This is a genomic window from uncultured Formosa sp. (assembly GCF_947500765.1).
Lineage (GTDB): Bacteria > Bacteroidota > Bacteroidia > Flavobacteriales > Flavobacteriaceae > Formosa.
This window is the reverse complement of record NZ_CANMTH010000006.1, coordinates 102,051-127,669: the sequence shown is the minus strand read 5'-3', so window position 1 is coordinate 127,669 and position 25,619 is coordinate 102,051. Positions and strand designations below refer to the sequence as shown.

The 25,619-nt window shown below is 31.5% G+C and carries 26 protein-coding genes; 24 read left to right on the top strand and 2 right to left on the bottom strand.

Annotation, left to right across the window (positions count from 1 at the left end; all coding sequences use genetic code 11):
- Positions 1 to 46: 46 nt before the first annotated feature.
- The 19 genes from Q1B05_RS12210 to hisIE all read left to right on the top strand — a co-directional run bounded on the left by Q1B05_RS12210 (position 47) and on the right by hisIE (position 21,167).
- On the top strand, positions 47 to 1,267 hold the full coding sequence (locus Q1B05_RS12210) for an HD domain-containing protein (RefSeq protein WP_299781047.1): 1,221 nt from the start codon (positions 47 to 49) through the stop codon (positions 1,265 to 1,267).
- A gap of 24 nt (positions 1,268 to 1,291) precedes the next feature.
- A complete protein-coding gene (gene lpxD / locus Q1B05_RS12205; RefSeq protein WP_299781046.1) occupies positions 1,292 to 2,305 on the top strand; it encodes a UDP-3-O-(3-hydroxymyristoyl)glucosamine N-acyltransferase in 1,014 nt (337 codons plus the stop codon).
- Positions 2,305 to 3,711, top strand: a complete 1,407-nt coding sequence (locus tag Q1B05_RS12200) for a bifunctional UDP-3-O-[3-hydroxymyristoyl] N-acetylglucosamine deacetylase/3-hydroxyacyl-ACP dehydratase (protein WP_299781044.1) — start codon at positions 2,305 to 2,307, stop codon at positions 3,709 to 3,711. The genes lpxD and Q1B05_RS12200 overlap by 1 nt, the downstream gene beginning before the upstream one ends.
- A gap of 9 nt (positions 3,712 to 3,720) precedes the next feature.
- Positions 3,721 to 4,506 (top strand): acyl-ACP--UDP-N-acetylglucosamine O-acyltransferase, encoded by a 786-nt coding sequence (gene lpxA, locus Q1B05_RS12195; protein WP_299781042.1) that lies wholly within the window; start codon positions 3,721 to 3,723, stop codon positions 4,504 to 4,506.
- 9 nt (positions 4,507 to 4,515) lie between these two features.
- Positions 4,516 to 5,082, top strand: coding sequence for an elongation factor P (gene efp / locus Q1B05_RS12190; RefSeq protein ID WP_299781041.1), 567 nt, complete (start codon positions 4,516 to 4,518; stop codon positions 5,080 to 5,082).
- A gap of 4 nt (positions 5,083 to 5,086) precedes the next feature.
- Positions 5,087 to 6,025, top strand: coding sequence for a UDP-3-O-(3-hydroxymyristoyl)glucosamine N-acyltransferase (locus tag Q1B05_RS12185; protein ID WP_299781040.1), 939 nt, complete (start codon positions 5,087 to 5,089; stop codon positions 6,023 to 6,025).
- 115 nt (positions 6,026 to 6,140) lie between these two features.
- Positions 6,141 to 7,022 (top strand): succinate--CoA ligase subunit alpha, encoded by an 882-nt coding sequence (gene sucD, locus Q1B05_RS12180; protein WP_299781038.1) that lies wholly within the window; start codon positions 6,141 to 6,143, stop codon positions 7,020 to 7,022.
- Between the two features lie 108 nt (positions 7,023 to 7,130).
- On the top strand, positions 7,131 to 10,115 hold the full coding sequence (locus Q1B05_RS12175; protein WP_299781036.1) for a pitrilysin family protein: 2,985 nt from the start codon (positions 7,131 to 7,133) through the stop codon (positions 10,113 to 10,115).
- A gap of 115 nt (positions 10,116 to 10,230) precedes the next feature.
- Positions 10,231 to 10,977 (top strand): 3-oxoacyl-[acyl-carrier-protein] reductase, encoded by a 747-nt coding sequence (gene fabG / locus Q1B05_RS12170; RefSeq protein ID WP_299781034.1) that lies wholly within the window; start codon positions 10,231 to 10,233, stop codon positions 10,975 to 10,977.
- A 3-nt stretch (positions 10,978 to 10,980) separates the two neighbouring features.
- Positions 10,981 to 13,008 (top strand): VWA domain-containing protein, encoded by a 2,028-nt coding sequence (locus tag Q1B05_RS12165; RefSeq protein ID WP_299781032.1) that lies wholly within the window; start codon positions 10,981 to 10,983, stop codon positions 13,006 to 13,008.
- A gap of 10 nt (positions 13,009 to 13,018) precedes the next feature.
- Positions 13,019 to 13,834 (top strand): prohibitin family protein, encoded by an 816-nt coding sequence (locus Q1B05_RS12160; RefSeq protein WP_299781030.1) that lies wholly within the window; start codon positions 13,019 to 13,021, stop codon positions 13,832 to 13,834.
- Positions 13,835 to 14,083: 249 nt separating this feature from the next.
- The gene (gene hisG / locus Q1B05_RS12155; RefSeq protein WP_299781028.1) at positions 14,084 to 14,941 is read left to right on the top strand and encodes an ATP phosphoribosyltransferase; all 858 of its coding nucleotides are present in this window, start codon (positions 14,084 to 14,086) and stop codon (positions 14,939 to 14,941) included.
- A 16-nt stretch (positions 14,942 to 14,957) separates the two neighbouring features.
- On the top strand, positions 14,958 to 16,247 hold the full coding sequence (hisD, locus tag Q1B05_RS12150) for a histidinol dehydrogenase (RefSeq protein WP_299781026.1): 1,290 nt from the start codon (positions 14,958 to 14,960) through the stop codon (positions 16,245 to 16,247).
- Positions 16,247 to 17,287, top strand: a complete 1,041-nt coding sequence (gene hisC, locus Q1B05_RS12145; RefSeq protein ID WP_299781024.1) for a histidinol-phosphate transaminase — start codon at positions 16,247 to 16,249, stop codon at positions 17,285 to 17,287. Before hisD ends, hisC begins: the two co-directional genes overlap by 1 nt.
- Positions 17,284 to 18,420 (top strand): bifunctional histidinol-phosphatase/imidazoleglycerol-phosphate dehydratase HisB, encoded by a 1,137-nt coding sequence (hisB, locus tag Q1B05_RS12140; RefSeq protein WP_299781022.1) that lies wholly within the window; start codon positions 17,284 to 17,286, stop codon positions 18,418 to 18,420. The genes hisC and hisB overlap by 4 nt, the downstream gene beginning before the upstream one ends.
- A gap of 26 nt (positions 18,421 to 18,446) precedes the next feature.
- Positions 18,447 to 19,034, top strand: coding sequence for an imidazole glycerol phosphate synthase subunit HisH (gene hisH, locus Q1B05_RS12135; RefSeq protein WP_299781020.1), 588 nt, complete (start codon positions 18,447 to 18,449; stop codon positions 19,032 to 19,034).
- 17 nt (positions 19,035 to 19,051) lie between these two features.
- Entirely contained in the window at positions 19,052 to 19,780 is a 729-nt protein-coding gene (hisA, locus tag Q1B05_RS12130; protein WP_299781019.1) for a 1-(5-phosphoribosyl)-5-[(5-phosphoribosylamino)methylideneamino]imidazole-4-carboxamide isomerase, read from the top strand.
- Positions 19,781 to 19,786: 6 nt separating this feature from the next.
- Entirely contained in the window at positions 19,787 to 20,542 is a 756-nt protein-coding gene (gene hisF, locus Q1B05_RS12125; RefSeq protein ID WP_299781017.1) for an imidazole glycerol phosphate synthase subunit HisF, read from the top strand.
- 25 nt (positions 20,543 to 20,567) lie between these two features.
- Positions 20,568 to 21,167 carry a bifunctional phosphoribosyl-AMP cyclohydrolase/phosphoribosyl-ATP diphosphatase HisIE gene (gene hisIE, locus Q1B05_RS12120; RefSeq protein WP_299781015.1) on the top strand — a complete coding sequence of 200 codons (600 nt, stop codon included), beginning with the start codon at positions 20,568 to 20,570 and terminating at the stop codon, positions 21,165 to 21,167.
- Positions 21,168 to 21,234: 67 nt separating this feature from the next.
- Here the strand turns inward: hisIE and Q1B05_RS12115 are convergent, their stop codons facing one another.
- Positions 21,235 to 21,648 (bottom strand): hypothetical protein, encoded by a 414-nt coding sequence (locus tag Q1B05_RS12115; protein WP_299781013.1) that lies wholly within the window; start codon positions 21,646 to 21,648, stop codon positions 21,235 to 21,237.
- A 104-nt stretch (positions 21,649 to 21,752) separates the two neighbouring features.
- On the opposite strand from Q1B05_RS12115, the gene Q1B05_RS12110 reads away from it, so the two are divergent.
- The 4 genes from Q1B05_RS12110 to Q1B05_RS12095 all read left to right on the top strand — a co-directional run bounded on the left by Q1B05_RS12110 (position 21,753) and on the right by Q1B05_RS12095 (position 24,592).
- Positions 21,753 to 22,541: a tRNA pseudouridine(38-40) synthase TruA gene (locus tag Q1B05_RS12110; protein WP_299781011.1), complete on the top strand. Its 789-nt coding sequence runs from the start codon at positions 21,753 to 21,755 to the stop codon at positions 22,539 to 22,541.
- Between the two features lie 208 nt (positions 22,542 to 22,749).
- Positions 22,750 to 23,250: a DNA starvation/stationary phase protection protein gene (locus Q1B05_RS12105; protein WP_299781009.1), complete on the top strand. Its 501-nt coding sequence runs from the start codon at positions 22,750 to 22,752 to the stop codon at positions 23,248 to 23,250.
- A gap of 55 nt (positions 23,251 to 23,305) precedes the next feature.
- Entirely contained in the window at positions 23,306 to 23,845 is a 540-nt protein-coding gene (locus Q1B05_RS12100) for a hypothetical protein (protein WP_299781007.1), read from the top strand.
- Between the two features lie 78 nt (positions 23,846 to 23,923).
- Entirely contained in the window at positions 23,924 to 24,592 is a 669-nt protein-coding gene (locus tag Q1B05_RS12095) for a DUF2461 domain-containing protein (protein ID WP_299781005.1), read from the top strand.
- A gap of 19 nt (positions 24,593 to 24,611) precedes the next feature.
- Here Q1B05_RS12095 and Q1B05_RS12090 read toward each other — a convergent pair whose 3' ends face one another.
- Complete coding sequence (locus Q1B05_RS12090; protein WP_299781004.1) at positions 24,612 to 25,025, bottom strand: glyoxalase; 414 nt, start codon at positions 25,023 to 25,025, stop codon at positions 24,612 to 24,614.
- A 119-nt stretch (positions 25,026 to 25,144) separates the two neighbouring features.
- On the opposite strand from Q1B05_RS12090, the gene Q1B05_RS12085 reads away from it, so the two are divergent.
- Positions 25,145 to 25,537, top strand: coding sequence for a hotdog domain-containing protein (locus Q1B05_RS12085; RefSeq protein WP_299781003.1), 393 nt, complete (start codon positions 25,145 to 25,147; stop codon positions 25,535 to 25,537).
- Positions 25,538 to 25,619 lie beyond the last annotated feature (82 nt).

The window sequence follows — 25,619 nt, the reverse complement described above, 5'->3', positions numbered from 1 at the left end:
TTTAAACATTTTAGAAGATCATCTTAAGCATTTCTAAACTATATAGATGAATAAACTTAAAATATTAAACGATCCAATTTACGGATTTATTACCATACCAAATTCGTTAATTTTTGATTTAATCGAGCATAAATATTTTCAGCGTTTAAGACGAATTACCCAAATGGGAATGTCGTATTTAGTATATCCGGGCGCACACCATACTAGATTTCAGCATGCAATAGGATGTATGCATTTAATGCAAAAAACAATCAATGTACTTCGTTTTAAAGGAGTTGAGATATCTGATGATGAAGAGTTAGCCTTAAATATAGCCATTCTTTTACACGATATTGGCCATGGTCCGTTTTCTCATGCCATGGAACATAGTATTGTAAATGGGATCTCTCACGAGCAAATTTCGTTGCTTTTTATGGAGGAATTGAACGACGAATTTAACGGAAGTTTAACTCTAGCAATCTCTATGTTTAAAGGAGAATACCATAGAAACTTTATGTGTCAGTTAATTTCTTCGCAATTAGACATGGATCGCGCCGATTATTTAAAGCGTGATAGTTTTTATACAGGTGTTGCAGAAGGAAATATAAATAGCGAGCGTTTAATAACAATGTTAAGTGTTATAAACGATGAATTAGTTGTCGAAATTAAGGGGATTTATAGTGTCGAAAAATTCCTTGTAGCCAGACGTTTAATGTATTGGCAAGTGTACTTACACAAAACAAGCGTTGTTGCAGAGCAATTATTAATTCGCGTATTAAAACGAGCCAAAGAATTGTCTCATAATAATGTAGATTTAGTAGCAAGTCGTGCATTGTCTTATTTCTTGAAAACAGAGATTGATGCATCTGGTTTTGATACACATACTTTAGAGACTTTTGCCAAATTAGACGATTATGATATCATTTCGGCTATGAAAGAATGGCAATATCATGATGATTTTGTACTTCGTAACCTTTGTGAAATGATATTAAACAGAGATCTGTTAAAAATTAAAGTAAAGGATAAAAAAATAAAAAAAGAGTCGTTAAAAGCACAAGAGAAAGCACTAATGAAAACCTTTGATATTACTGAGGAAGAAGCTGATTATTTTGTGTTTACGGGAGAGATTACCAATCAAGCGTACCAACAAGATGGGCCGCAGATTAAAATTTTACATAAGACAGGAAAGATTGAAAACATTGTGAAAGCATCAGACCAATTAAACCTAAAAGCACTTTCAAAACCAGTAACGAAATATTATATATGTTATCCTAAAGCTAAACTTTAGGACATTTTTCCTATTTTTGCGTCGATGAAATTTACAGCAGAACAAATAGCAGGAATTTTAGAAGGGGAAGTTGTTGGTAATCCCGACATTGAAGTTTCAACCTTATCTAAAATTGAAGAGGGTATAGAAGGTGCGCTTACATTTTTAGCAAATCCTAAATATACTCATTATATATATACTACTAAAGCGTCTATTACTATCGTAAATAATACGTTTGTACCAGAGCAGGATATTGATACAACATTAATAAAGGTGAGCGATGCTTATAAGGCATTTTCAAAATTATTAGAATATTACAATTCTGTGAAGCAAAATAAAGAAGGTATTGAACAACCTTCGTTTATTTCTAAGTCTTCTAAACTTGGTAAAACCGTTTACGTTGGTGCTTTTGCATATATAGGTGAACATGTGAAAATAGGAAATAATGTTAAGATTTATCCTAATTCATATATAGGAGATAATGTTAGTATTGGAGACAATACTATTGTTTTCTCTGGGGCAAGAATATATTCAGAATGTAATATTGGTAATAACTGTGTTATTAATTCGGGATGTATTATTGGAGCAGATGGTTTTGGTTTCGCACCAAACGAATCTGGAGAATATGATAAAGTGCCACAAATCGGAAATGTAATTTTAGAAGATTATGTCGATGTTGGTGCAGGTACAACTATAGATAGAGCGACATTAGGGTCTACAATAATTAGGCGTGGTGTAAAATTGGATAATCAGATTCAGATTGCACATAACGTCGAAATAGGTAGAAACACTGTAATCGCAGCTCAAACAGGTATTGCTGGATCTACAAAAATTGGAGAAAATTGCCAAATAGGTGGACAAGTAGGTATTGTAGGACATATTTCAATAGGAAATAATGTTAAGGTACAAGCACAGTCTGGTATTGGAAGAAATGTAAAGGATAATGAAATGTTACAAGGTTCTCCTGCATTTTCTTATGCCGATTATAATAAATCTTACGTCCATTTTAAAAATTTACCAAAAATAGTAAAAGAAATAAACGAATTAGAAAAGAAGTAATGGCTATAGTTAATACAGATATCAAACAAAAAACCATTAAAAATAGTGTGTCATTAAATGGTGTTGGACTACATACAGGTAATAATGTATCCTTAACCTTTAAGTCTGCACCAGAAAATTTTGGTTTTGCATTTAAACGTATGGATTTAGAGGGAACACCTGTTATTGAAGCAGATGCTACCTATGTAACAAATACAGAACGCGGTACGTGTTTAGAGAAAAATGGTGTCATTATTCAAACTTGCGAGCATGTACTAGCAGCCTTAGTGGGGTTAGATTTAGATAATGTTTTAATAGAATTAAGTGCTGCAGAGCCTCCAATTATGGATGGTTCTTCAAAGTTTTTTGTTGAAGCTCTGGAAGAAGCTAAAATTATAGAACAAAAACAAGTAAGAGAAGAATATGTAGTAACTGAAGTTATTTCGTTTATAAATGAAGAAAATGGAAGTGAAATTCTTTTAATGCCTTCTAAAGAGTATCAAATCACGACTATGGTCGATTTTGGTACTAAAGTTTTAGGAACTCAAAATGCGACTTTAAATCAAATGAAAGATTTTAAAGAAACAATTGCAGATTCTAGAACCTTTAGTTTTTTACATGAAATAGAAATGCTTTTAGAGCATGGATTAATAAAAGGTGGAGATTTAAATAATGCCATTGTATATGTCGATAAAGAATTATCGCCAGCAACTATGGAAAAATTAAAAGAAGCTTTCAAAAAAGATTCCATTACAGTAAAACCAAACGGAATTCTAGATAATTTAACATTACACTATCCAAACGAAGCAGCTAGACATAAACTACTAGATGTTGTAGGAGATTTAGCTTTAATAGGTACACGTATTAGAGGTAAAGTAATTGCAAATAAACCAGGACATTTTGTAAATACTCAGTTTGCAAAAAAAATGTCTAAAATAATAAAAAACGAAAGACGTAACAACGTACCTTACGTAGATTTGAATCAAGAGCCTTTAATGGATGTGAATCAGATTATGAATATGTTACCTCACAGACCACCATTTTTATTGATTGACAAAATTTTTGAGTTATCTGATACTGGAGTTATAGGTATGAAAAACGTAACAATGAACGAACCGTTCTTTGTAGGTCACTTTCCAGGATCACCAGTAATGCCAGGAGTTTTAATTGTCGAAGCTATGGCGCAAACAGGAGGTATAATGGTTTTAAGTACTGTTCCTGATCCAGAAAATTACCTTACATTTTTTATGAAAATTGATAATGTAAAATTTAAACAAAAGGTTGTTCCTGGAGATACATTGATTTTTAAATGTGATTTAATAACACCAATCCGAAGAGGAATATGCCACATGCAAGGTTATGCCTATGCTAATGGAAAATTATGTGCAGAAGCTGAATTAATGGCTCAAATTTCAAAAGTTAAATAAAATTATTACATGAATCAACCCTTAGCCTACGTACACCCTGGTGCGAAAATTGCAAAGAATGTAGTTATAGATCCTTTTACAACAATTCATAACAATGTGGTCATTGGTGAAGGTACTTGGATTGGAAGTAATGTTACCATTATGGAAGGTGCACGTATCGGAAAAAATTGTAATATTTTTCCTGGATCAGTAATATCTGGAGTCCCACAAGACCTGAAATATAACGACGAAGATACATTAACCATTATTGGAAATAATGTAACTATTCGAGAATGTGTTACCATTAATAGAGGTACAACAGACCGAATGAAAACCGTAATTGGTGATAATTGTTTAATTATGGCGTATTGCCATATTGCTCACGACTGTATTGTGGGTAACAATTGTATATTTTCAAACAATAGTACCTTAGCAGGGCATATCTTAGTAGGAGATTATGTGGTTTTAGCAGGAATGACAGCTGTACACCAGTTTTGTTCTATTGGAAATCATGCTTTTGTAACAGGAGGATCTTTAGTTAGAAAAGATGTACCACCATTTGTAAAAGCAGCTCGCGAGCCGTTATCTTATGTCGGTATTAATTCTGTTGGATTAAGACGAAGAGGCTTTAGTACAGAAAAAATAAGAGAAGTACAGGATATTTATCGTGTATTATATCAAAAAAATTATAACAATACTCAAGCAGTAGAAATTATAGAAGCAGAGTGGGAAGCTACTCCAGAGCGCGACGAAATTCTTCAATTTATAAGAGATTCTCAACGCGGAATTATGAAAGGATATTTTAAATCAAATTAAAAAAATAGAATGGCAACAACATCAGATATTAGAAATGGATTATGTATAAGATATAATCATGATATTTTTAAAGTGATTGAATTCTTACACGTAAAACCAGGAAAAGGGCCAGCATTTGTAAGAACAAAGTTAAAAAGTGTAACAACAGGTAAGGTTATAGACAATACATTTTCTGCAGGACATAAGTTAGAAGATGTACGTGTAGAAACTCATAAATTTCAATATTTATACCCAGAAGGCGATTTATATCACTTTATGAATATTGAGGATTATAATCAAATCATGTTAAACGTGAATGTTTTAGATAATCCAGATTTATTAAAAGAAGGTGAAGTTGTTACTATTTTAATTAATTCTGAAGATGGGATGCCACTTTCTGTAGATATGCCTGCAAGTGTTATTCTAGAAATAACTGCAACAGAACCGGGTATTAAAGGAAATACAGCGACTAATGCAACAAAACCAGCTACTGTAGAAACTGGTGCTATAATTAATGTCCCTTTATTTATTAATGAAGGAGATAAAATTAAAGTAGAAACAGAAAAAGGAACATATAAAGAACGCGTTAAAGAATAAGACTTTGAAGTTTCCGCAACCTTATACATTAAAACAAATAGCAACTATTATTGGTTGTAAATTTGTTGGACAAGACGAATTTCCTGTTTTAGGCATGAATGAAATACATGTGGTTGAAACGGGAGATATTGTATTTGTAGACCACCCTAAATATTACGATAAAGCATTACAATCTGCTGCAACTATTGTTTTAATTAACAAAGAAGTTGAATGTCCAGAAGGTAAAGCCTTATTAATTTCAGACGATCCTTTTAGAGATTTTAATACTTTAACACAGTTTTTTAAGCCATTTCAAAGTGCTAATAAAAGCATGTCAGAGTCAGCTAAAGTAGGAAAGAACAGTATTATTCAGCCCAATTGTTTTATTGGTCATAATGTTACCATTGGTGAAAATTGTATCATTCATTCAAATGTAAGTATTTATGATGATGCTGTTATTGGTGATAATGTTATTATACATGCCGGAACGGTTTTAGGAGCTTCAGCATTTTATTATAAAAACAGACCAGAAGGATTTGATCAGTTAAAATCTGGAGGGCGTGTGGTTATAAAAGATAATGTGCATATTGGTGCATTATGTACTATAGATAAAGGTGTAACTGGAGATACTATAATTGGAGAAGGTTCTAAATTAGACAACCAAATACAAGTTGGTCACGATACTGTAATAGGTAAGAAATGTTTAATTGCATCTCAAGTAGGTATTGCAGGTTGTGTAGTTATTGAAGATGAAGTCACTATTTGGGGACAAGTAGGAACAACTAGTGGTATTAGAATAGGAACAAAAGCCGTAATTATGGGGCAAACTGGAGTTACAAAATCTGTAGCTGGAGGCAAAACATATTTCGGAACACCTATTGAAGAATCTAGGAATAAGTTAAAAGAATTTGCTTTACTTAGACAACTTCCTAAATTAATCGAAAAATTAAAAGAGAATCAATAATTTTTCATTGGAATAGAAAAGACGGATGTTTTTAAATAAAGTCAAAAAAAATCTTTAATGATAAATGTTAAAACTTTACATTTGTAAAGCTTTATAATAAATAAAACAAACAAAAATGAGCGTTTTAGTAAATAAAAATTCAAAAATAATAGTTCAAGGTTTTACTGGTAGTGAAGGTACTTTTCACGCTAGCCAAATGATTGAATATGGTACAAATGTAGTTGGAGGTGTTACTCCTGGAAAAGGTGGTCAAACGCATTTAGATCGCCCAGTTTTTAATACAGTAAAAGATGCTGTTGTTGAAGCAGAAGCAGATACAACTATCATTTTTGTTCCGCCAGCATTTGCTGCCGATGCTATTATGGAAGCTGCCGATGCAGGTATTAAAGTAATTATTACAATTACAGAAGGTATTCCTGTAGCAGATATGATTAAAGCTGCAGACTACATTAAAGGTAAAGATTGTCGTTTAATTGGTCCTAACTGTCCAGGTGTTATTACCCCAGGTGAAGCTAAAGTTGGTATTATGCCAGGTTTCGTATTTAAAAAAGGAACTGTTGGTATTGTGTCTAAATCTGGTACTTTAACTTATGAAGCTGCAGACCAAGTTGTAAAACAAGGCTTAGGTATTACTACTGCTATTGGTATTGGTGGAGATCCAATTATTGGAACAACTACTAAAGAAGCTGTAGAGCTTTTAATTAACGACCCAGAAACAGAAGCCGTTGTTATGATTGGTGAAATTGGTGGTCAGTTAGAAGCAGATGCTGCAAACTGGTACAAAGCTAGCGGAAGTAAAAAACCAGTTGTTGGTTTTATCGCTGGTGAAACTGCTCCTGCAGGACGTACAATGGGACATGCTGGTGCTATTGTAGGTGGTAGTGATGATACTGCACAAGCTAAAAAAGCAATTATGAGAGACTGTGGAATTTATGTTGTAGATTCTCCTGCCGAAATTGGTAAAAAAATCGCTGAAGTTTTAGCTCAATTAGCTTAAAAAATCATTCATTTAACAGTTTTATACTGCTAAATTTATATAATATCGTAAATTTAAATCCGTTAACATTTAGTTGTTAACGGATTTTTTAATTCTAAACACATTTATATGAAACAAATCAACATGATTGTAATGCTTTGTTTATTAGCAGGTTTTAATATTGCTTGTAAACAGAACACAGAAACTAATAACGCAGATACAGTGATTAAGTCTGAAATAAAGAATGATCCTAATGGTCTTTCTTACGAAGTTGTAAATAACGATCCTACAGGACTACGGTTATATACTTTAGAAAATGGTTTACAAGTATATTTAAGTAAAAACACAGACGAACCCAAAATTCAAACTTATATTGCAGTCCGTGCAGGATCTAATTACGATCCAAGTAATTCTACAGGATTAGCTCATTATCTAGAGCATATGCTTTTTAAAGGAACCGATAAAATTGGAACTATAGATTGGAATAAAGAGCAAGAATACATTAAACAAATTTCAGATTTATATGAAGCTCATCGCGCAGAAACAGACGAAGCTAAAAAGTTAGAAATTTATAAAAAGATAGACGAAGTATCTCTAGAAGCGTCTAACTATTCAGTAGCTAACGAATACGATAAAATGGTTAGTGGTATGGGAGCCACAGGTACAAATGCGCATACTTGGTTTGAGGAAACGGTATATAAAAATAAAATTCCGACTAACGAGTTAAACAAATGGTTATCTCTAGAAAGCGAACGTTTTAGTAAATTAGTATTGCGTTTATTTCATACAGAATTAGAAGCCGTTTTTGAAGAATTCAACAGATCTCAAGACAACGATGGCAGAAAAATGTATACTGCTATGTTAGACGGTTTGTTTCCAAATCATCCATACGGACAACAACAAACTATTGGTACTGCCGAACATTTAAAAAATCCTTCGTTAGTAGATATTAATAATTATTTCGATAAATATTATGTACCAAACAATATGGCTATGGTTTTAGTTGGAGACATCGATTTCGATAAAACAATTAAAGCGGTTAATAATACGTTTGGTAAGCTAAAAAATAAAGAAGTAACACACCCAACACTTTCTAAGGAAGAACCTATTACAGCACCAATTATTAAAGAAGTATTTGGGCCAACTTCAGAGAGTATTAGTATTGCTTATAGAAGTAACGGTATAAATTCTGAAGACGAAAAATATGTTACACTTGCAGATATGATTCTTGCAAATGGAGAAGCAGGTTTAATGGATTTAAATTTAAATCAGCAACAATTAGTACAAAGAGCTGGAAGTTCTACTATGTTTTTAAACGACTATGGATTACAACAATTATCGGGTAGCCCGAAAGAAGGACAATCTTTAGATGAAGTTAAAGACCTAATATTTACTCAAATTGATAAACTTAAAAAAGGAGAGTTCGACGATTGGTTGATAGATGCAGTTGTTAACGATTTAAAATTGAGTCAGACTAGACAGTACGAAAATAGTACAGCTTTAGCATCTGCATATTATAATGCGTTTATTCATCATCAAAAATGGGAGGATAAAGTAAAGTTTTTAGATGAATTAAAGGCTATTTCTAAAGCAGATTTAGTAGCTTTTGCTAATCGTTTTTATAAAGAAAATTACGTTGTTGTTTATAAAAGAAAAGGCGAAGATAGTTCCATCGTAAAAGTAGAAAATCCAGGGATTACACCAGTAAATTTAAATAGAGATAAAAGTTCTCAGTATTTAACAGATTTTCAGGCATTAAAGTCAGAAACACTTGAGCCTAAATTTGTGGATTATAAAACAGCTATTAAAGAAAAAGATTTAGATAGCGGTGTAAAAGTATCGTATATTAATAATGAATCTAACGATTTATTTAACCTGAATATCATTTTTGATATGGGTACAGATAACGATAAAAAATTAAGTTTAGCCGTTGGGTTTTTAGAATATCTTGGTACAGAAACAATGTCTGCAGAAGACATAAAAAAAGAATTTTATAAGCTAGGTATCAATTATTACGTAGTGAGCAGAGATGATGTGAGTTATATTGGTTTAAGTGGTCTGAAAGAAAATTTACCAAAAGGATTAGCATTATTAGAAGATTTAATAAACAACCCTAAATCAGATCCTGAAGCATATACAAAATATGTAGATAAAATATTAAAGGGAAGACAAGATGGGAAAACTCAAAAAAGTAACATTTTATGGAATGGCTTAGTTAATTACGGTCAGTACGGAGAAAACTCTCGTTTGAGAAACATCTTAAAGGCCTCAGAATTAAAAACTCAAGATCCTCAAGAATTAGTAGATATTGTAAAAGGAATTAAAGATTATAAACAACGTATTTTCTATTACGGTAAAGATATAGACCAAGCTATAGCTGCTTTAAATAAAGAACATAAATTAAATACGCCGCTTAAAAATTATCCAGAAGCTACAAGCTATATTGAAAAAGAAACTGGTGGACAAGTGTATTTTGTAGATTATGATATGGTGCAATCTGAGATGGTGTTTTTAGCAAAAGGAAAATCTTTCGATGCTAAAAATCTTGCAGCTACAAGTTTGTTTAATGCTTATTTTGGTAGCGGTTTATCATCTATTGTTTTTCAGGAAATTAGAGAATCTAAATCTTTAGCATATTCAGCATTTTCACGTTACAATACAGCAAATAAAAAAGAAGATTCTAATTATGTGTTGGCTTACATTGGTACACAAGCCAATAAGATGGAACAAGCTGTAGATGCTATGATGACTTTAATGAGCGATATGCCAGAAGCAGAAAAACAATTTGAAGCAGCTAAAGATGCAGCTTTAAAGAAAATTGCTGCAGAACGTATAACTAAAGCCAATATTTTTTGGGAGTATGAAAGCTTGAAAAAATTAGGAATAGAAAACGACAATCGAGAAGCCATGTACAACACTATAAAAAACATGGAAATAAGTGATCTAAGAGACTTTTTCAATGAAAATATAAAAGGAGAAAACTATAATATTATGGTTGTAGGGAATAAAAAAGATATCGATTTTAAAGCTTTAAAGAAATTAGGAGAGATTAAGGAAATGGATGTCGATTATTTATTTAATTATGACAATATTGACGATAAGGTTAAATTATAGAGACTTTATTAACTGATATGTACATTAAAACCTCGCAAATATTTGTGAGGTTTTTTTATACAGTCAAAATTTGAATTAGTATCTTTGAGTTTCATAAATATTTATTTAATTATACATGAAGTTATTACAAGGAAAAACAGCAATTATTACAGGTGCAAGCCGAGGAATAGGTAAAGGAATTGCTCAAGTATTTGCACAACATGGTGCAAACGTTGCATTCACTTACAGTTCTTCTGTAGAAGCAGCTAACGCTTTAGAAATAGAGTTAAATGGCTTAGGCATAAAAGCTAAAGGTTACCAAAGTAATGCTGCCAATTTTGCAGAAGCTCAAACCTTAGCAGAAGATGTAGTAAAAGAGTTTGGAAGCATAGATATATTAGTAAATAACGCAGGAATAACAAAAGATAATTTGTTAATGCGTATTAGTGAAGAAGATTTTGATCAGGTTATTGAAGTGAATTTAAAATCTGTGTTCAACATGACTAAAGCGGTACAACGTACTATGCTTAAACAACGTAAGGGCTCTATAATTAATATGAGTTCTGTAGTCGGTCTTAAAGGAAACGCTGGGCAGACCAATTATGCAGCGTCTAAAGCTGGAATTATTGGATTTTCAAAATCTGTGGCTTTAGAGCTAGGATCTAGAAACATTAGAAGTAACGTTGTTGCTCCAGGTTTTATAGAAACTGAAATGACTGCTAAGTTAGACGAAGACACTGTTAAAGGATGGAGAGCTGGTATTCCTTTAAAAAGAGGAGGAACTCCGGACGATGTTGCTAATGTATGTGTGTTTTTAGCTAGTGATTTAAGTGCGTATGTTACCGGACAGACGTTAAATGTAGACGGAGGAATGTTAACATAATTTATGCCTACACAAACAGTATTATATATTATTCTAGCTGGAATAGTAGCGCTTTTGTTAGCTTTATTTCAGTATAAGTATAAAGTAAAAAGCATGTCTAAATTATACATGCTTTTTGCTTTTTTACGATTTATCACTATTTTTTCTATACTCTTACTTTTAATAAATCCTAAGTTTGAGCAATTAGAATTAACAACGGTAAAACCAAAATTATTAGTTGCCGTAGATAACTCTAATTCAATAGTTCAATTAGAACAAACAGAACAAGCAAAACAGGCCGTTCAAGCCATACGATCTAATTCAGAATTAAATAAAAAATTTAATATTGAATATTATAACTTCGGAAAAACACTAAATACTTCTCAAGCATTAACGTTTACTGAAAAACAAACAGATATTTCTTCGGCATTAAATGCACTTCAAGATATTTATCAAGACGAAGTCGCTCCAACCATTTTAATTACCGATGGAAACCAAACCTTTGGTAGCTATTATGAATTTTCCAATTATAATCAACCGGTATATCCCATAATTCTAGGCGATACAACAACTTATATAGATTTAAGTATTAGGCAGCTTAATGTGAATAAATATGCATATTTAAAAAATAAATTTCCAATTGAAACAATTCTTGCTTATAACGGAAAAGAAACGGTAAACACAACGTTTTTTGTAACTTCAGGAAAACAAACAGTGTATTCTAAAAATATAACGTTTAATGCAACTCATACTTCTGAAGTATTACAATTTACGTTACCAGCGCATAAAGTAGGATTGTCTGCTTATAAAGCACAATTAAAACCTTTAAAATTTGAAAAAAACAAGGTAAATAATATCAAGAATTTTGCTATAGAAGTGATTGATGAAAAGATGAATGTTGCCATCGTTTCAAATTTTTATCACCCAGATTTGGGAATGCTTAAAAAGAGTATTGAAAGTAATGAACAACGTTCGGTTTCGATATTAAAACCAAACGAAATTAAATCTAAATTAAATGATTTTAATTTAGTTATACTATACCAACCAGATAATCAGTTTAAATTTATTTTTGATGCTATTAAAGCAGAAAACAAGAATGTATTTATCATTTCTGGTTCTCAAACTGATTGGTTTTTTCTAAATGAACAGACCAATTATTACGAGCACGATATTACGTCGCAAACAGAAATGTATCAAGGAGCATTCAATACTAGTTTTTCAAATTTTATTGTAGACGATTTGGATTTCGAATCCTTTCCGCCATTACAATCTGCATTTGGTGACCTTACTTTTTTCGCACCATATGAAACCTTACTGTTTAAAAAGGTTGGAAATATAGTTACTAAAGCCCCTCTTTTAGCCACTTTAGAGAGTAATGGTAGGAGAGAAGCTATACTCTTAGGAGAGAACATTTGGCAATGGCGCGCAGAAAGTTTTATAAATGAAAAATCTTTTAACACATTCGATAATTTTATAGGCAAATTGGTACAGTATTTGTCATCTACAAAGCGTAAATCACGTTTGGTTGTCGATTTTGAATCATTTTATGAAGGCGTCAATAATGTGATTATTAAAGCACAATTTTTTAATAAAAATTATGAGTTTGATGGGAAGGAATCTCTTCAAATCAAGCTTAAAAATAAGAATACCAACAAAATTTCAGAAGTGCCTTTTGTGTTAAAAAACAATAATTACCAAGTTGATTTAAATCATCTAGAAGCTGCAGAATATGAGTTTACGGTTAGTGCAATAACTGAAAATATATCGCAATCTGGAAGTTTTACAGTTTTGGAATATAATGTAGAGCAACAGTTTTTAAATGCTAATGTTTCAAAGTTAAATCTATTAGCGAGAAAAACAGAAGGAACATCTTATTTAATAGCGAATTATCAATCACTTTTTGAAGATTTAATTTCAAATAAAAAGTATACGACTATTCAAAAAAGTTCAAAGACAGCCCGAGGATTAATAGACTGGACATATGTGCTAGGAATCATAGTTTTCTGCCTATCTTTGGAATGGTTTATAAGAAAATATAACGGATTAACTTAATAAAAGAATAATGGATAAATTACCTAAAATTGCATTACCCATTGTTATTGCTATCGTAGCAATAATCATTTTAATTTCAAAATCGGCTATAACCATTAACTCAGGTGAAGCTGGTGTATTATATAGAACATTTGATAATGGTGTTGTAACAGATGAGCCACCTTTAGGAGAAGGTTTCCATGTTGTTGCGCCTTGGAATAGAGTATTTATTTACGAAGTAAGACAACAAGAACTTTACGAACGTATGAGTGTATTATCTTCTAACGGATTAGATATTAAATTAGAAGCTTCTGCATGGTTTCAGCCACAGTTCGAAAATTTAGGAAAATTACACCAAGAGAAAAGTGAAATGTATAAAGAGCGAATTTTGCTTCCAGCCATTCGTTCTGCTGCTAGAAGTGTTGTTGGTAGATATACACCAGAACAATTATATTCAAGTAAACGTGATGCAATTCAACATGAAATTTTTGAAGAAACAAAAAATATAGTTGATGACCAGTACATTCAGTTAAACGAAATTTTAGTACGTGATGTGACTTTGCCAGAGACTATTAAAGCAGCTATTGAGCGTAAATTAAAGCAAGAACAAGAATCTTTAGAGTACGAATTTAGATTAGTTACAGCGCAAAAAGAAGCACAAAAACAAATAATTGAAGCACAAGGTAAAGCAGATGCTAACAGAATTTTAAGTGAATCTTTAAATGAAAAGATTTTACAGGATAAAGGAATTGAAGCGACGGTTAAATTGTCTGAATCTCCAAATTCAAAAGTGATTGTAATTGGTTCAGGTAAGAGCGGATTACCTATTATACTTGGAAATCAATAATAAATTAATATTTTTTAGTTTAAAACTTGCATAAGTGTTTTAAATTTCTGAATATTTGTAATATAACAAAATTATAAACATGAATTTTATTCAATTACATCATCATCATTTTCATACTTGTACTTAGACGAGCAGAAAGTGTATTGAATAATTTCAAAAAAAATATATTTTTAAACCCCGTTTGAGTTAATCAGATGGGGTTTTTATTTTTCTCCTTAAGATTATACTCAAACCATATTAAATAAGATAATGAGTAAATTAAAAATTGCAGTTCAAAAATCAGGAAGACTTTACGAAGAATCTATGCAAATCCTTAAAGACATAGGGATTTCTATAGACAATGGTAGAGATCAATTAAAAGCTTCAGCTAAAAACTTTCCTTTAGAAGTATTTTATTTACGTAATGGAGATATTCCTCAATATTTAAAAGATGGTGTCGTAGATGCTGCAATTATTGGAGAAAATGTTTTAATTGAAAAAGGCGGAGAGATTCAAACTATTCAAAAATTAGGTTTTTCATCTTGTAAAGTGTCTATAGCTGTACCTAAGTCGGCTAAATATACAAATATGCAAGACTTGGAAGGAAAGCGTATTGCAACATCTTACCCAAATACAGTACAACAGTTTCTAGACAAGAATAATGTAAATGCACAATTACACATTATTAATGGATCTGTAGAGATTGCACCAAATATTGGACTTGCAGATGCCATTGTAGATATTGTATCTAGTGGAAGTACATTATTTAAAAACGGATTAAAAGAAGTTGAAGTGTTATTGAAATCGGAAGCAGTTTTAGCCGCCTCTCCATTAATTTCTGAAGCGAATTCGGCAATTTTAAATACCATTAAGTTTAGAATAGATTCTGTATTAAAAGGAAGACGATCTAAATATGTTTTGTTAAATGCGCCAAATGATAAATTAGAAGAAATTATTGCCATTTTACCAGGTATGAAAAGTCCAACAGTCTTACCTTTAGCGCAAGAAGGATGGAGCTCTGTACATACGGTTATCGATAAAAATAAATTTTGGGAAATTATAGATGAACTTAAAGAACATGGTGCAGAAGGTATTTTGGTCTGTCCAATCGATAATATGATTTTATAATAAAATTAAAAGTAAAATGAAAATCATTGAAAATCCCAATACATCAAATTGGTCAGAGATATTAAAACGTCCTACACAAACTGTAAACGACATCGAAAAAACAGTTATTCAAATTTTTGAAGATGTTAAAGCCAATGGAGATCAAGCAATATCTAAATATACATCACGTTTTGATGGCGTTACTTTAGACGAAAATTTAGTAAGCACTCAAGAAATTGAATGTGCTAAAACTCAAGTTTCAGACGACTTAAAATTAGCCATTACAGCTGCTTATAAAAATATAGAATGTTTTCATGCTGCTCAAAAAACAGATAAAGTTCAAGTAGAAACCATGCCTGGTGTAAACTGTTGGCAAGAAAAACGTGCTATTGAAAAAATAGGATTATATATTCCTGGCGGAACAGCACCTTTGTTTTCTACAGTTTTAATGTTAGCCATTCCTGCAAAAATAGCAGGATGTAAAGAAATTGTGTTATGTACTCCACCAAGTAAAACCGGAAAAATAGCAAACGAAATTTTATTCGCTGCTGATTTATGTGGCGTTTCAAAAATTATAAAAGTAGGAGGGATTCAAGCCATTGCAGGATTGACTTTCGGAACAGAAAATATACCACAAGTATATAAAATATTTGGTCCAGGAAATCAGTTTGTAACCGTAGCCAAACAACTCGCTACAAAATATGGTGTAGCTATAGATATGCCTGCCGGTCCAAGCGAATTGCTAGTGGTGGCAGACGATTCTGCAAATCCAGCTTTTGTGGCTTCAGATTTATTAAGTCAGGCAGAACATGGTGCAGACAGTCAGGTAATTTTAGTATCGACTTCAAGAACTATGATTAATGATGTTTTAAAAGCTATCGATGTTCAAATAGAGCAATTACCAAGACAAGATATTGCTAAAAAAGCTATTGTAAATTCAAAATTAATTTATGTTGAAAGTGATAAAATTGCTTTAGAATTAATTAATGAATATGCTCCCGAACACTTTATTATCTGTTCTAAAAATGAAGATCTTTATGTAAACGGTATTAGAAATGCAGGTTCTGTGTTTATAGGGAATTATACGCCTGAAAGTGCTGGAGATTATGCTTCAGGAACCAATCATACTTTACCAACAAACGGATTTAGTCGCGCCTATTCGGGTGTGAATTTAGATAGTTTTTTAAAGAGTATTACGTTTCAAAAAATATCAGAGAAAGGCTTGTTAGATTTAGGTCCGATGATCGAAAAAATGGCTCAAGCCGAAGGTTTACAAGCGCACAAAAACGCTGTAACTTTACGTTTAAACACCTTATCTAAAAAGTAATGGCAACGGTACAAGATCTTTTAAGACCTTCCATAAAAGCATTAAAAGCGTATTCGTCTGCACGAGACGAATTTCAGGAAGAAACTAGTAATATGGTATTTTTAGATGCTAACGAGAATCCTTTTGAAAATGGAATAAATCGTTATCCAGATCCACATCAGAATGCTGTAAAAGATATTTTGGCGGAAATTAAAGCCGTTTCAAAATCTCAAATTTTATTAGGAAATGGTAGTGATGAAGTGCTAGATTTATTAGTTCGTGCTTTTTGCGAACCAAATCAAGACAACATTATAATCTTACCACCAACATATGGTATGTATGAAGTATTAGCGAATTTAAATGCTGTAGCCATTAAAAAAGTAATGCTTTCGGAGTCTTTTCAGCCTGAAGTCGATCAGATTTTAAACGTTGCAGACGCTAATAGTAAGATTTTGTTTTTATGTTCGCCAAATAACCCTTCAGGAAACAGTTTTAAGAATCATGAAGTTGAAACCTTATTAAAGAAATTTGAAGGTATTGTTGTTATAGATGAAGCTTATATTGATTTTTCTGAACAAGATAGTTGGTTGGAACGCTTAGAAGAATTTCCTAATTTAGTTATTACACAAACCCTCTCTAAAGCTTATGGTATGGCAGGGTTAAGATTGGGAATTTGTTATGCTTCAGAAACTATTATTTCAGTTTTAAACACTATAAAACCACCATATAACATTAATGTACTAACACAAAATAAAGCTGTAGAATTATTAAAACAAACAGATATTGTTAATGACGAAATAGATTCAATTTTAATAGAACGAAGTAAATTAATTTCAGATTTGAAATCTATTCTTTACATTAAAAAAATCTATCCGTCAGATACAAATTTCGTTCTCGTAAAAGTAGACGACGCCACAGCACGTTATAATCAATTAATTAAAGAAGGTGTTGTAATTCGTAATCGAACAACACAACCGTTGTGCGAAAATTGTTTACGCTTAACCGTGGGAACTCCTTCAGAAAATAAAACGCTAATCACCGCACTTACCAAGTTACAATGAAACAAAAAGTATTATTTATAGATCGTGATGGAACGATAATTAGAGAACCTGCCGACGAACAAATTGATAGCTTTGAGAAGTTAGAATTTTATCCTAAAGTCTTTCAATATTTAAGTAAAATTGCCAAAGAATTAGATTTTGAAATCGTTATGATTACAAATCAAGATGGTTTAGGAACAGCTATTTATCCAGAAGATTCGTTTTGGCCAGTTCATAATTTTATTCTTGAAGCCTTTAAAAATGAAGGTGTAGAATTTAAGGAACAATTTATTGATAGAACCTTTGCAAAAGACAATGCACCAACACGTAAACCCAATACAGGTTTATTAACTCAATATTTTTCTGAAGCTTACGATTTAGAAAATTCTTATGTGATAGGAGACCGTTTAACAGATATTGAATTAGCTAAAAATTTAGGATCTAAAGGTATTTTTATAAATGATAATACAAATCTTGGTACTGATGAAATTACGGTAAAACGTGAAGCCCTGAACGATTTTATTACTTTAGAAACGAATGATTGGGAAGCCATTTATAAACATCTAAAAGTAGAAGATCGTACAGGAAGTATTGAGCGTAATACCAATGAAACTAAAATTAAGATTAATCTAAATTTAGACGGTACAGGTAAAAGTAACATTGATACTGGGATTGCTTTTTTCGACCATATGTTAGATCAAATTGCGCGTCACGGACAGTTAGATTTAAACTTAAAAGTAACAGGCGATTTAGAAGTAGACGAACACCACACTATTGAAGATACCGCGATTGCTTTAGGTGAATTATTCAATACTGTTTTAGGAAATAAATTAGGAATAGAACGTTACGGTTTTTATTTACCAATGGACGATTGTTTAGCGTCGGCTGGAATCGATTTTGGAGGAAGAAACTGGTTAGTCTGGAAAGCCGATTTTAAACGTGAAATGGTAGGTAAAATGCCAACAGAAATGTTTTATCACTTTTTTAAATCGTTTACAGATGGTGCAAAATGTAATTTAAACATTAAGGCAGAAGGCGTTAATGAGCATCATAAAATAGAAGCGATATTTAAAGCATTTGCAAAGGCTATTAAAATGGCTGTAAAACGCGATGTAGAAAAAATGATTTTGCCATCAACGAAAGGCATGTTGTAAGCTATTAATTAAGAAAAACAAAACCATTGAGAGTAGTTATAATAGATTACGGAGCAGGAAATATAAAGAGTATTCAATTTGCTTTTAAACGTTTAGGAGTCGATGCTATTTTGTCTAATAATCCAGATGAAATTAAAAAAGCAGATCGTATTATTTTTCCAGGTGTTGGAGAGGCAAGTTCTGCTTTAAAAATGCTAAAAAATAGTAAATTAGATAAATTAATTCCTACCTTAACTCAACCTGTTTTAGGGATTTGTTTGGGCATGCAATTGTTGTGTAAAACTACTGAAGAAGGAGATACAGAAGGATTAGGCATTTTTCAAGTCCATGTGAAACGTTTTCCTAATACGGTAAAAGTACCACAAATGGGATGGAATACAATTACAGATTTAAAGTCAGATTTATTTAAAAATATTCCAGAGAACTCATACATGTATTTAGTGCACAGTTATTATGCAGAGAATTGTAATGAAGCTATTGCGCAAACCGATTATAATGGAAAATATGCTTCGGCTTTACAACATAAAAACTTTTACGGTGTACAATTTCACCCAGAAAAAAGTAGTATTGCAGGTGCCAAATTACTTGAAAATTTTTTAAATCTAGAATCATAAATTGATCAATATATATTATGAGAATTATACCAGCCATAGATATTATAGACGGAAAATGTGTACGTTTAACTAAAGGTGATTATGATACCAAGAAAATTTATAACGAGAATCCGTTAGAGGTTGCTAAGAGTTTTGAAGATGTAGGTGTAGAGTATTTACATCTTGTAGATTTAGATGGTGCTAAAGCAAGTAAGATTGTTAATTATAAAGTCTTAGAACAGATTACATCTAAAACTAATCTAAAGATTGATTTTGGAGGTGGTTTAAAGACAAATGAAGATTTATATATCGCGTTTAGTTCTGGAGCCAAACAAGTTACAGGTGGAAGTATTGCAGTTAAAAATAGTGCAATGTTCGAGAGCTGGATTCAAAAATACGGGAGTCAGAAAATTATTTTGGGTGCCGATGCTAAAAACGAAAAAGTTGCCATTAGCGGTTGGTTAGAAGAAAGTAGTTTAGAGGTTACTCCATTTATAAAAGGCTACATGAGTAAAGGTATTCAGTACGTTATTTGTACAGATATATCTAAAGATGGTATGCTTGAAGGTCCTTCTTTCGATTTATATAAAAAGATAATTTCTGAAAATCCAAATATAAAATTGATAGCTTCTGGTGGGATTTCTTGTAAAGAAGAGTTACCAAAATTAATGGAATTAGGTTGCGAAGGTGTAATTATAGGTAAAGCTATTTACGAAAACAAGATTAGTTTAAAGGATTTAGAAAAACTAGTCGTAAACTCACAATAAATTAATATGCTTACAAAACGAATTATCCCTTGTTTGGATATTAAAAACGGAAGAACTGTAAAAGGTGTCAATTTTGTCGACCTTATTGACGCTGGAGATCCTGTGGAATTAGCAAAACAATACGCTATAGAAGGTGCAGACGAGTTAGTGTTTTTAGATATCTCTGCAACTTTAGAAGGCAGAGGAACAACGCTAGACATGGTATTACATGTTGCAGAACAAGTTAATATACCATTTACTGTGGGTGGCGGAATTTCTTCAATAGAACATGTAGATGCTTTATTACAATGTGGGGCAGATAAAATTTCAATTAACTCTTCAGCTGTTAAACGTCCAGAATTGGTTAAGGAATTATCAGAAAAATTCGGAAGCCAGTGTGTTGTAGTAGCAATTGATGCTAAAGAAGTAGATGGGCAATGGAAAGTACATTTGGCAGGAGGAAGTATTCCAACCGAAATAGACTTATTTGAGTGGGCAAAGCATGTTGAAGATTTAGGAGCTGGTGAAATTTTGTTCACCTCTATGAATCACGACGGAACCAAAAATGGTTTTGCAAATGAAGCATTAGCGAAATTGTCAGAGATGTTGAATATTCCAATAATAGCTTCAGGAGGAGCAGGAACAATTCAACATTTTGTAGACACCTTTAAAGAAGGAAAAGCAGATGCGGCATTAGCAGCAAGTGTTTTTCATTTTGGAGAAATACCAATTTCAGAATTAAAAGGAGAATTAAATAATAATAATATAGCCGTAAGATTGTAAAGTTTTACGTTTCAAAATAATAGTAATGAATATAGATTTCAATAAAAATAACGACGGATTAGTTCCAGCAATTATTCAAGACGCTTCAACAAAAAAAGTGTTAATGCTAGGGTATATGAACGCTGAGGCTTTAGAAAAAACGAAAGAAACAAAGTTAGTTACTTTTTATAGCAGAACTAAAAAACGTTTATGGACTAAAGGAGAAGAAAGCGGAAATGTTTTAAATTTAGTTGATATAAAATTGGATTGTGATAACGATACCTTGTTAGTCTCTGTGCTTCCAAAAGGACCAACATGCCATAAAGGTACAGATACCTGTTGGGGAGAAACTAATGATGAATCTTATGGGTTTATTTCCCATTTACAAGATGTAATTAAAGATAGACGCTTAAATTTTGCTCCAACAGAATCTTATGTCTCTTCATTGTTTGCTAAAGGAATCAATAAAATTGCACAAAAAGTTGGAGAGGAAGCTGTAGAAGTTGTTATTGAAGCGAAAGATAACGACGATAATTTGTTTTTAAATGAAAGTGCCGATTTATTATTTCATTATCTAATTTTATTAGAAGCCAAAGGTTTCGAAATTAAAGATGTGGTAGAAATTTTAAAAGGAAGAGAAAAATAGGAATCATACATTAAAAAGGAGAATATAACGTACTAAATTCTCCTTTTTAATTATAGTTTGTTTAGGTTTAAATTAACCAATTTTTCGTTTTAGAATACTTAGAAAAGAACAATAATCCTACGGCAAAGACTAAGACTAAAATTGGCATAATTAAACTAGGGGGCTTTACCACATAAAAGAGGTAGCTCATCTGTGCAATTACTGCAATTAAAGAAGTAAGTGCCATAGGGTATGCAAAGCGTTTACGAACCATTAATAAAATACTGGCAAGAAAACCACATATTACCGCCACTGCATATGCACGCATAACCCAAGTTGGCATTTGTGCAATTTCTTGTAACTGGGCTTCGGTGTATTGCGATTTAAAAGCTTCTGTGTTATTAGCCTGTATAAAATACTGTTGCACTCCCAAAGCATTCCAGAGTAAATAAAACCCGGTTACAATCCAATACCAAATAGGGAGTTTAGTTGTATCACTCATAAATCAATATAATTTGTAAATTTAATTAGGTTAAAAGTAGTGATTTTTTTGAGAAGTCTATTAAAATCGGTTACTTGCGTCCCTTTATATAAAAACATTTTCAGTTGAATAAACGTTATTTTTATCTTATCGAAATTCAGTATTTAGGTTATCGTTTTCACGGTTGGCAAAAACAACCAAAGTTAAAAACGGTACATCTTATGATTGATAAAACCATGCGCTATATCATGGATGGTAAACCGTTTAAAACCTTGGGGTCTGGAAGAACAGATGCCATGGTTTCTGCCCAAAAAGGTGCTTTTGAATTGTTTTTAGAAGATAAAATCGAAGATGAAGTAGCATTTTTAGAATTGTTTAATTACAATTTACCTCAAGATTTAAGAGCCTTATCGATCACAGAAGTCGATAAAAATTTTAATGTTATAAATGCATCTAAAATGAAGGAATATATGTATGTCTTTGCTTATGGCGAAAAATATCATCCATTTTGTGCTCCATTTATGACTACTATTTTAGATCCCTTAGATATTGAAAAAATGAAGTTAGGAGCAAAATTATTTGAAGGAGCTCATAATTTTAAAACCTATTGCTATAAACCTTCAGAAACGGGTATTTTTAATCGTATTATAGATACTTGCGAGCTTGTAGATAATACGTTGTTTACTGCAAATTTCTTTCCAGATCAATCTTATATGCTACGTGTAAAAGGTAAAGGTTTTATGCGAAACCAGATCCGTTTAATGATGGGGGCTCTAATTAAATTAGGCAAACATGAAATCACATTAGAGTATATTCAAGACAGTTTAAAGCCAGAAAGTACAGAAGTTATGGATTATATTGCCCCAGCTTCAGGTTTAGTTTTAAACGCCGTCGAGTTTGATACGACCTCATAAAAAACTTCATAATTTTTTAATTTCTCTACATATTTAAAGCTGAAATTTCATATTTAATTTTACTGTTAATTTCTTTAAGATTTGTAGTTTATTCTTAACATAATTTAAGTTAACATAGAGCTAATAGGGTTAAAGTCAGTTAATAAATAAGTAGGTGTAGGTTGTCTTTTGTACTTTAGATACCATGTTTAACCACAAACCGAAAATTATGAATTACTTAAATATACAAGACGAAAAACTACTTCCTGTAGTTGTGGAATTAAATACACTTTTAGCAGATTACCATATATATTATCAAAAACTTAGAAATTTTCACTGGAATATTCTAGGAGAAAACTTTTTCGATTTACACAATAAATTTGAAGAGTTATATACAGATGCCAGAACTAAGATTGATGAAATTGCAGAACGAGTTTTAACCCTTCGTTATCACCCTATGAGTAAATTTTCAGATTATTTAGATATTTCTGCATTAAAAGAAGTATCTCCGTTATTGTCTGATAGAGAAATGGTGTCTGAGATTTTAAATGATCATAAATTGCTTTTAAATCAAATGAAGATTGTAATTAATAAAGCAGAAAATGCAACAGATGAAGGTACCATAGATTTAATAGGTGCTTATATTCGAGAATTAGAAAAAGCGAGTTGGATGTTAGACTCTTGGTCTAAAAAAGCATCTGAACACTTAAATAGTGCAATTATTGAATAATCTAAAACGTTAATTACAGACTTTATATTAAAAATATAATTAAAAATTAAAAAATATGAAACTTATATATTTTGGATTAGTTTTTCTTTTAGGATTTACTTCGGTACAGGCTCAAACTGTACCAAAGGAAGTCCTAGATGAAACTAAAACAGTAACGACCCAAATTAATAATGGGAAAGAAATTAAAGAAAGCAAAGTCGAAATTAATAGGCGAGTAGAACAAGACGTTAAATTAGTAGAAGCAGATAAAGATAAATTAAATCAGAGTCGATTAACTACGGACGCAAAGGTTACAGAAAAGGTGAAAATTACTAATAATAGTCCATTTACTTCAGATAAGACCACTATGACTTATAAATTGGATGGTGAATCTAAACAATTTAAAATGAGTGATGAAGGGTTTTTAATTTCCGATCCGATGGATTCTAAAACGATGATAGTTAAACAATCTGATGCCGATAATTCACAATTTGTGATGACTGATAATGGACGAACAGAAATTGGTTTTTTTGATGAAAAAGGAAATTTTGTAGTACAAAAATTTGATAAAAAAACGAACGAGATAATTTCAAAAATCTATGTTTTAGAAGAATAATAGCATGTTGTTTTAACACATTTAAGCCTCAGTTTACTGAGGCTTTTTATATCTTTATACCCAAATAAACACATCTATATGATTTCTAAAAACATACTTGACTTCTTAAATGCACTAGAAAAAAATAATGATAGAGTATGGTTTCAAGATCATAAAACTGAATTTAGAACTGTAGAAGCAGAAATGAAGGCGGTATATAATGAGCTTTTTACGCTATTAAAAACGCACGATGAAGTAGATACAGTTAAAGTGTTTAGAATTTATAGAGACGTCAGGTTTTCTAAAAATAAAGTGCCTTACAAAACACATTTTGGAGGAACTATACATCGTGTAAAACCGCAATTAAGAGGTGGATATTATTTGCACATCCAACCCAACAATCAATCGTTTATTGCGACAGGGTTTTGGGATCCGAATAAAGAAGATTTATTACGTATTAGAAAAGAATTTGAAGTTGATGCACATGAAATGAGGGAGATTTTAGCAGATACTAAATTTAAATCTACTTGGGGAGATATAGAGGGAGAAGAACTTAAAACGGCTCCTAAGGGCTTCGATAAAAGTCATCCAGATATCGATCTTATTAGAAAAAAGCAATTTATTTTCACTAAAAAATACACAGATAAAGAAGTGCTTGCTCCAAATTTTTTAGAGGAAGTTAATAATTCATTTAAGGTTATTAGACCTTATTTTAATTATATGAGCGATGTGTTAACTACAAATATTAACGGCGAATCGCTCATATAAAAAAAACTTTTATTTTTAATCAGACTACTTCATTTAATTGAATATCAAAAACTTGTATATTGTCTATAAGTTGAATTTTCACAATATTCATCATACGTTTATTTAAAGCCGAAGAGTTTTCAATGTATTGTAAATATTCTTCAACAGTAAATAGACCAATGACCATGCCTTTAATTGAATTTCTAAATTTAATGTCTTTTTGAATGCTGTTCTCAATGTAGATTATTTTTTTAGCTATACTTAAATCGTAGAACATATTTTTGTGCTTTTTAAAGTAATTTTTAAGCACTTCTACAAATAAATCTTTTTGAAGTTTAATAATTGGGCGTAATGTTTCGTTTTGAAAACGTTCGTCTCTACTCATGTTTTCGTTAAGTTTTCCAAAGGAGGAAGATGTACGAATGGCTTTAAGATTGTTGTGTCTTGTTGTCATAATATTAAACAGTTTCACTAAAATTATTAATTATCTGCATCAATATTTTTGTGAACGCTATTACTTGTTAACCTTGTTATAAACAATTATTGATTTATCTTTGACCAAAAATAATAATTATGAGATTTCACACTAGAAAATGGGTAAAACCAGAAGATTTGAATGCCAATGGTACGCTCTTTGGTGGTAAACTTTTAGCATGGATTGATGAGGAAGCAGCTTTGTATTCTATTATTCAATTAGAAAACAGTAAAGTGGTAACTAAGTACATGTCTGAAATTAATTTTATGAGTTCAGCTAAGCAAGGAGATATTGTTGAAATTGGTATTGCGGTTGAGAAATTCGGAAAATCATCACTAACATTAAAATGTGAAGTACGAAATAAAATGACTAGGGAAACCATTATCCGAGTAGACAATATTATCATGGTAAATTTAGGAGAAGATGGTAAATCTAAACCTCATGGTAAAACAGAAATAGAATTTGTTAAAGATCGTTTAGCTGAATTGTAGAATGTTAAAAATCGACAGGTTACATGTTAATTAATAGAGGGAAATTGAAGTAATCTTATTAACTTAGAGTTGTATTAATCGA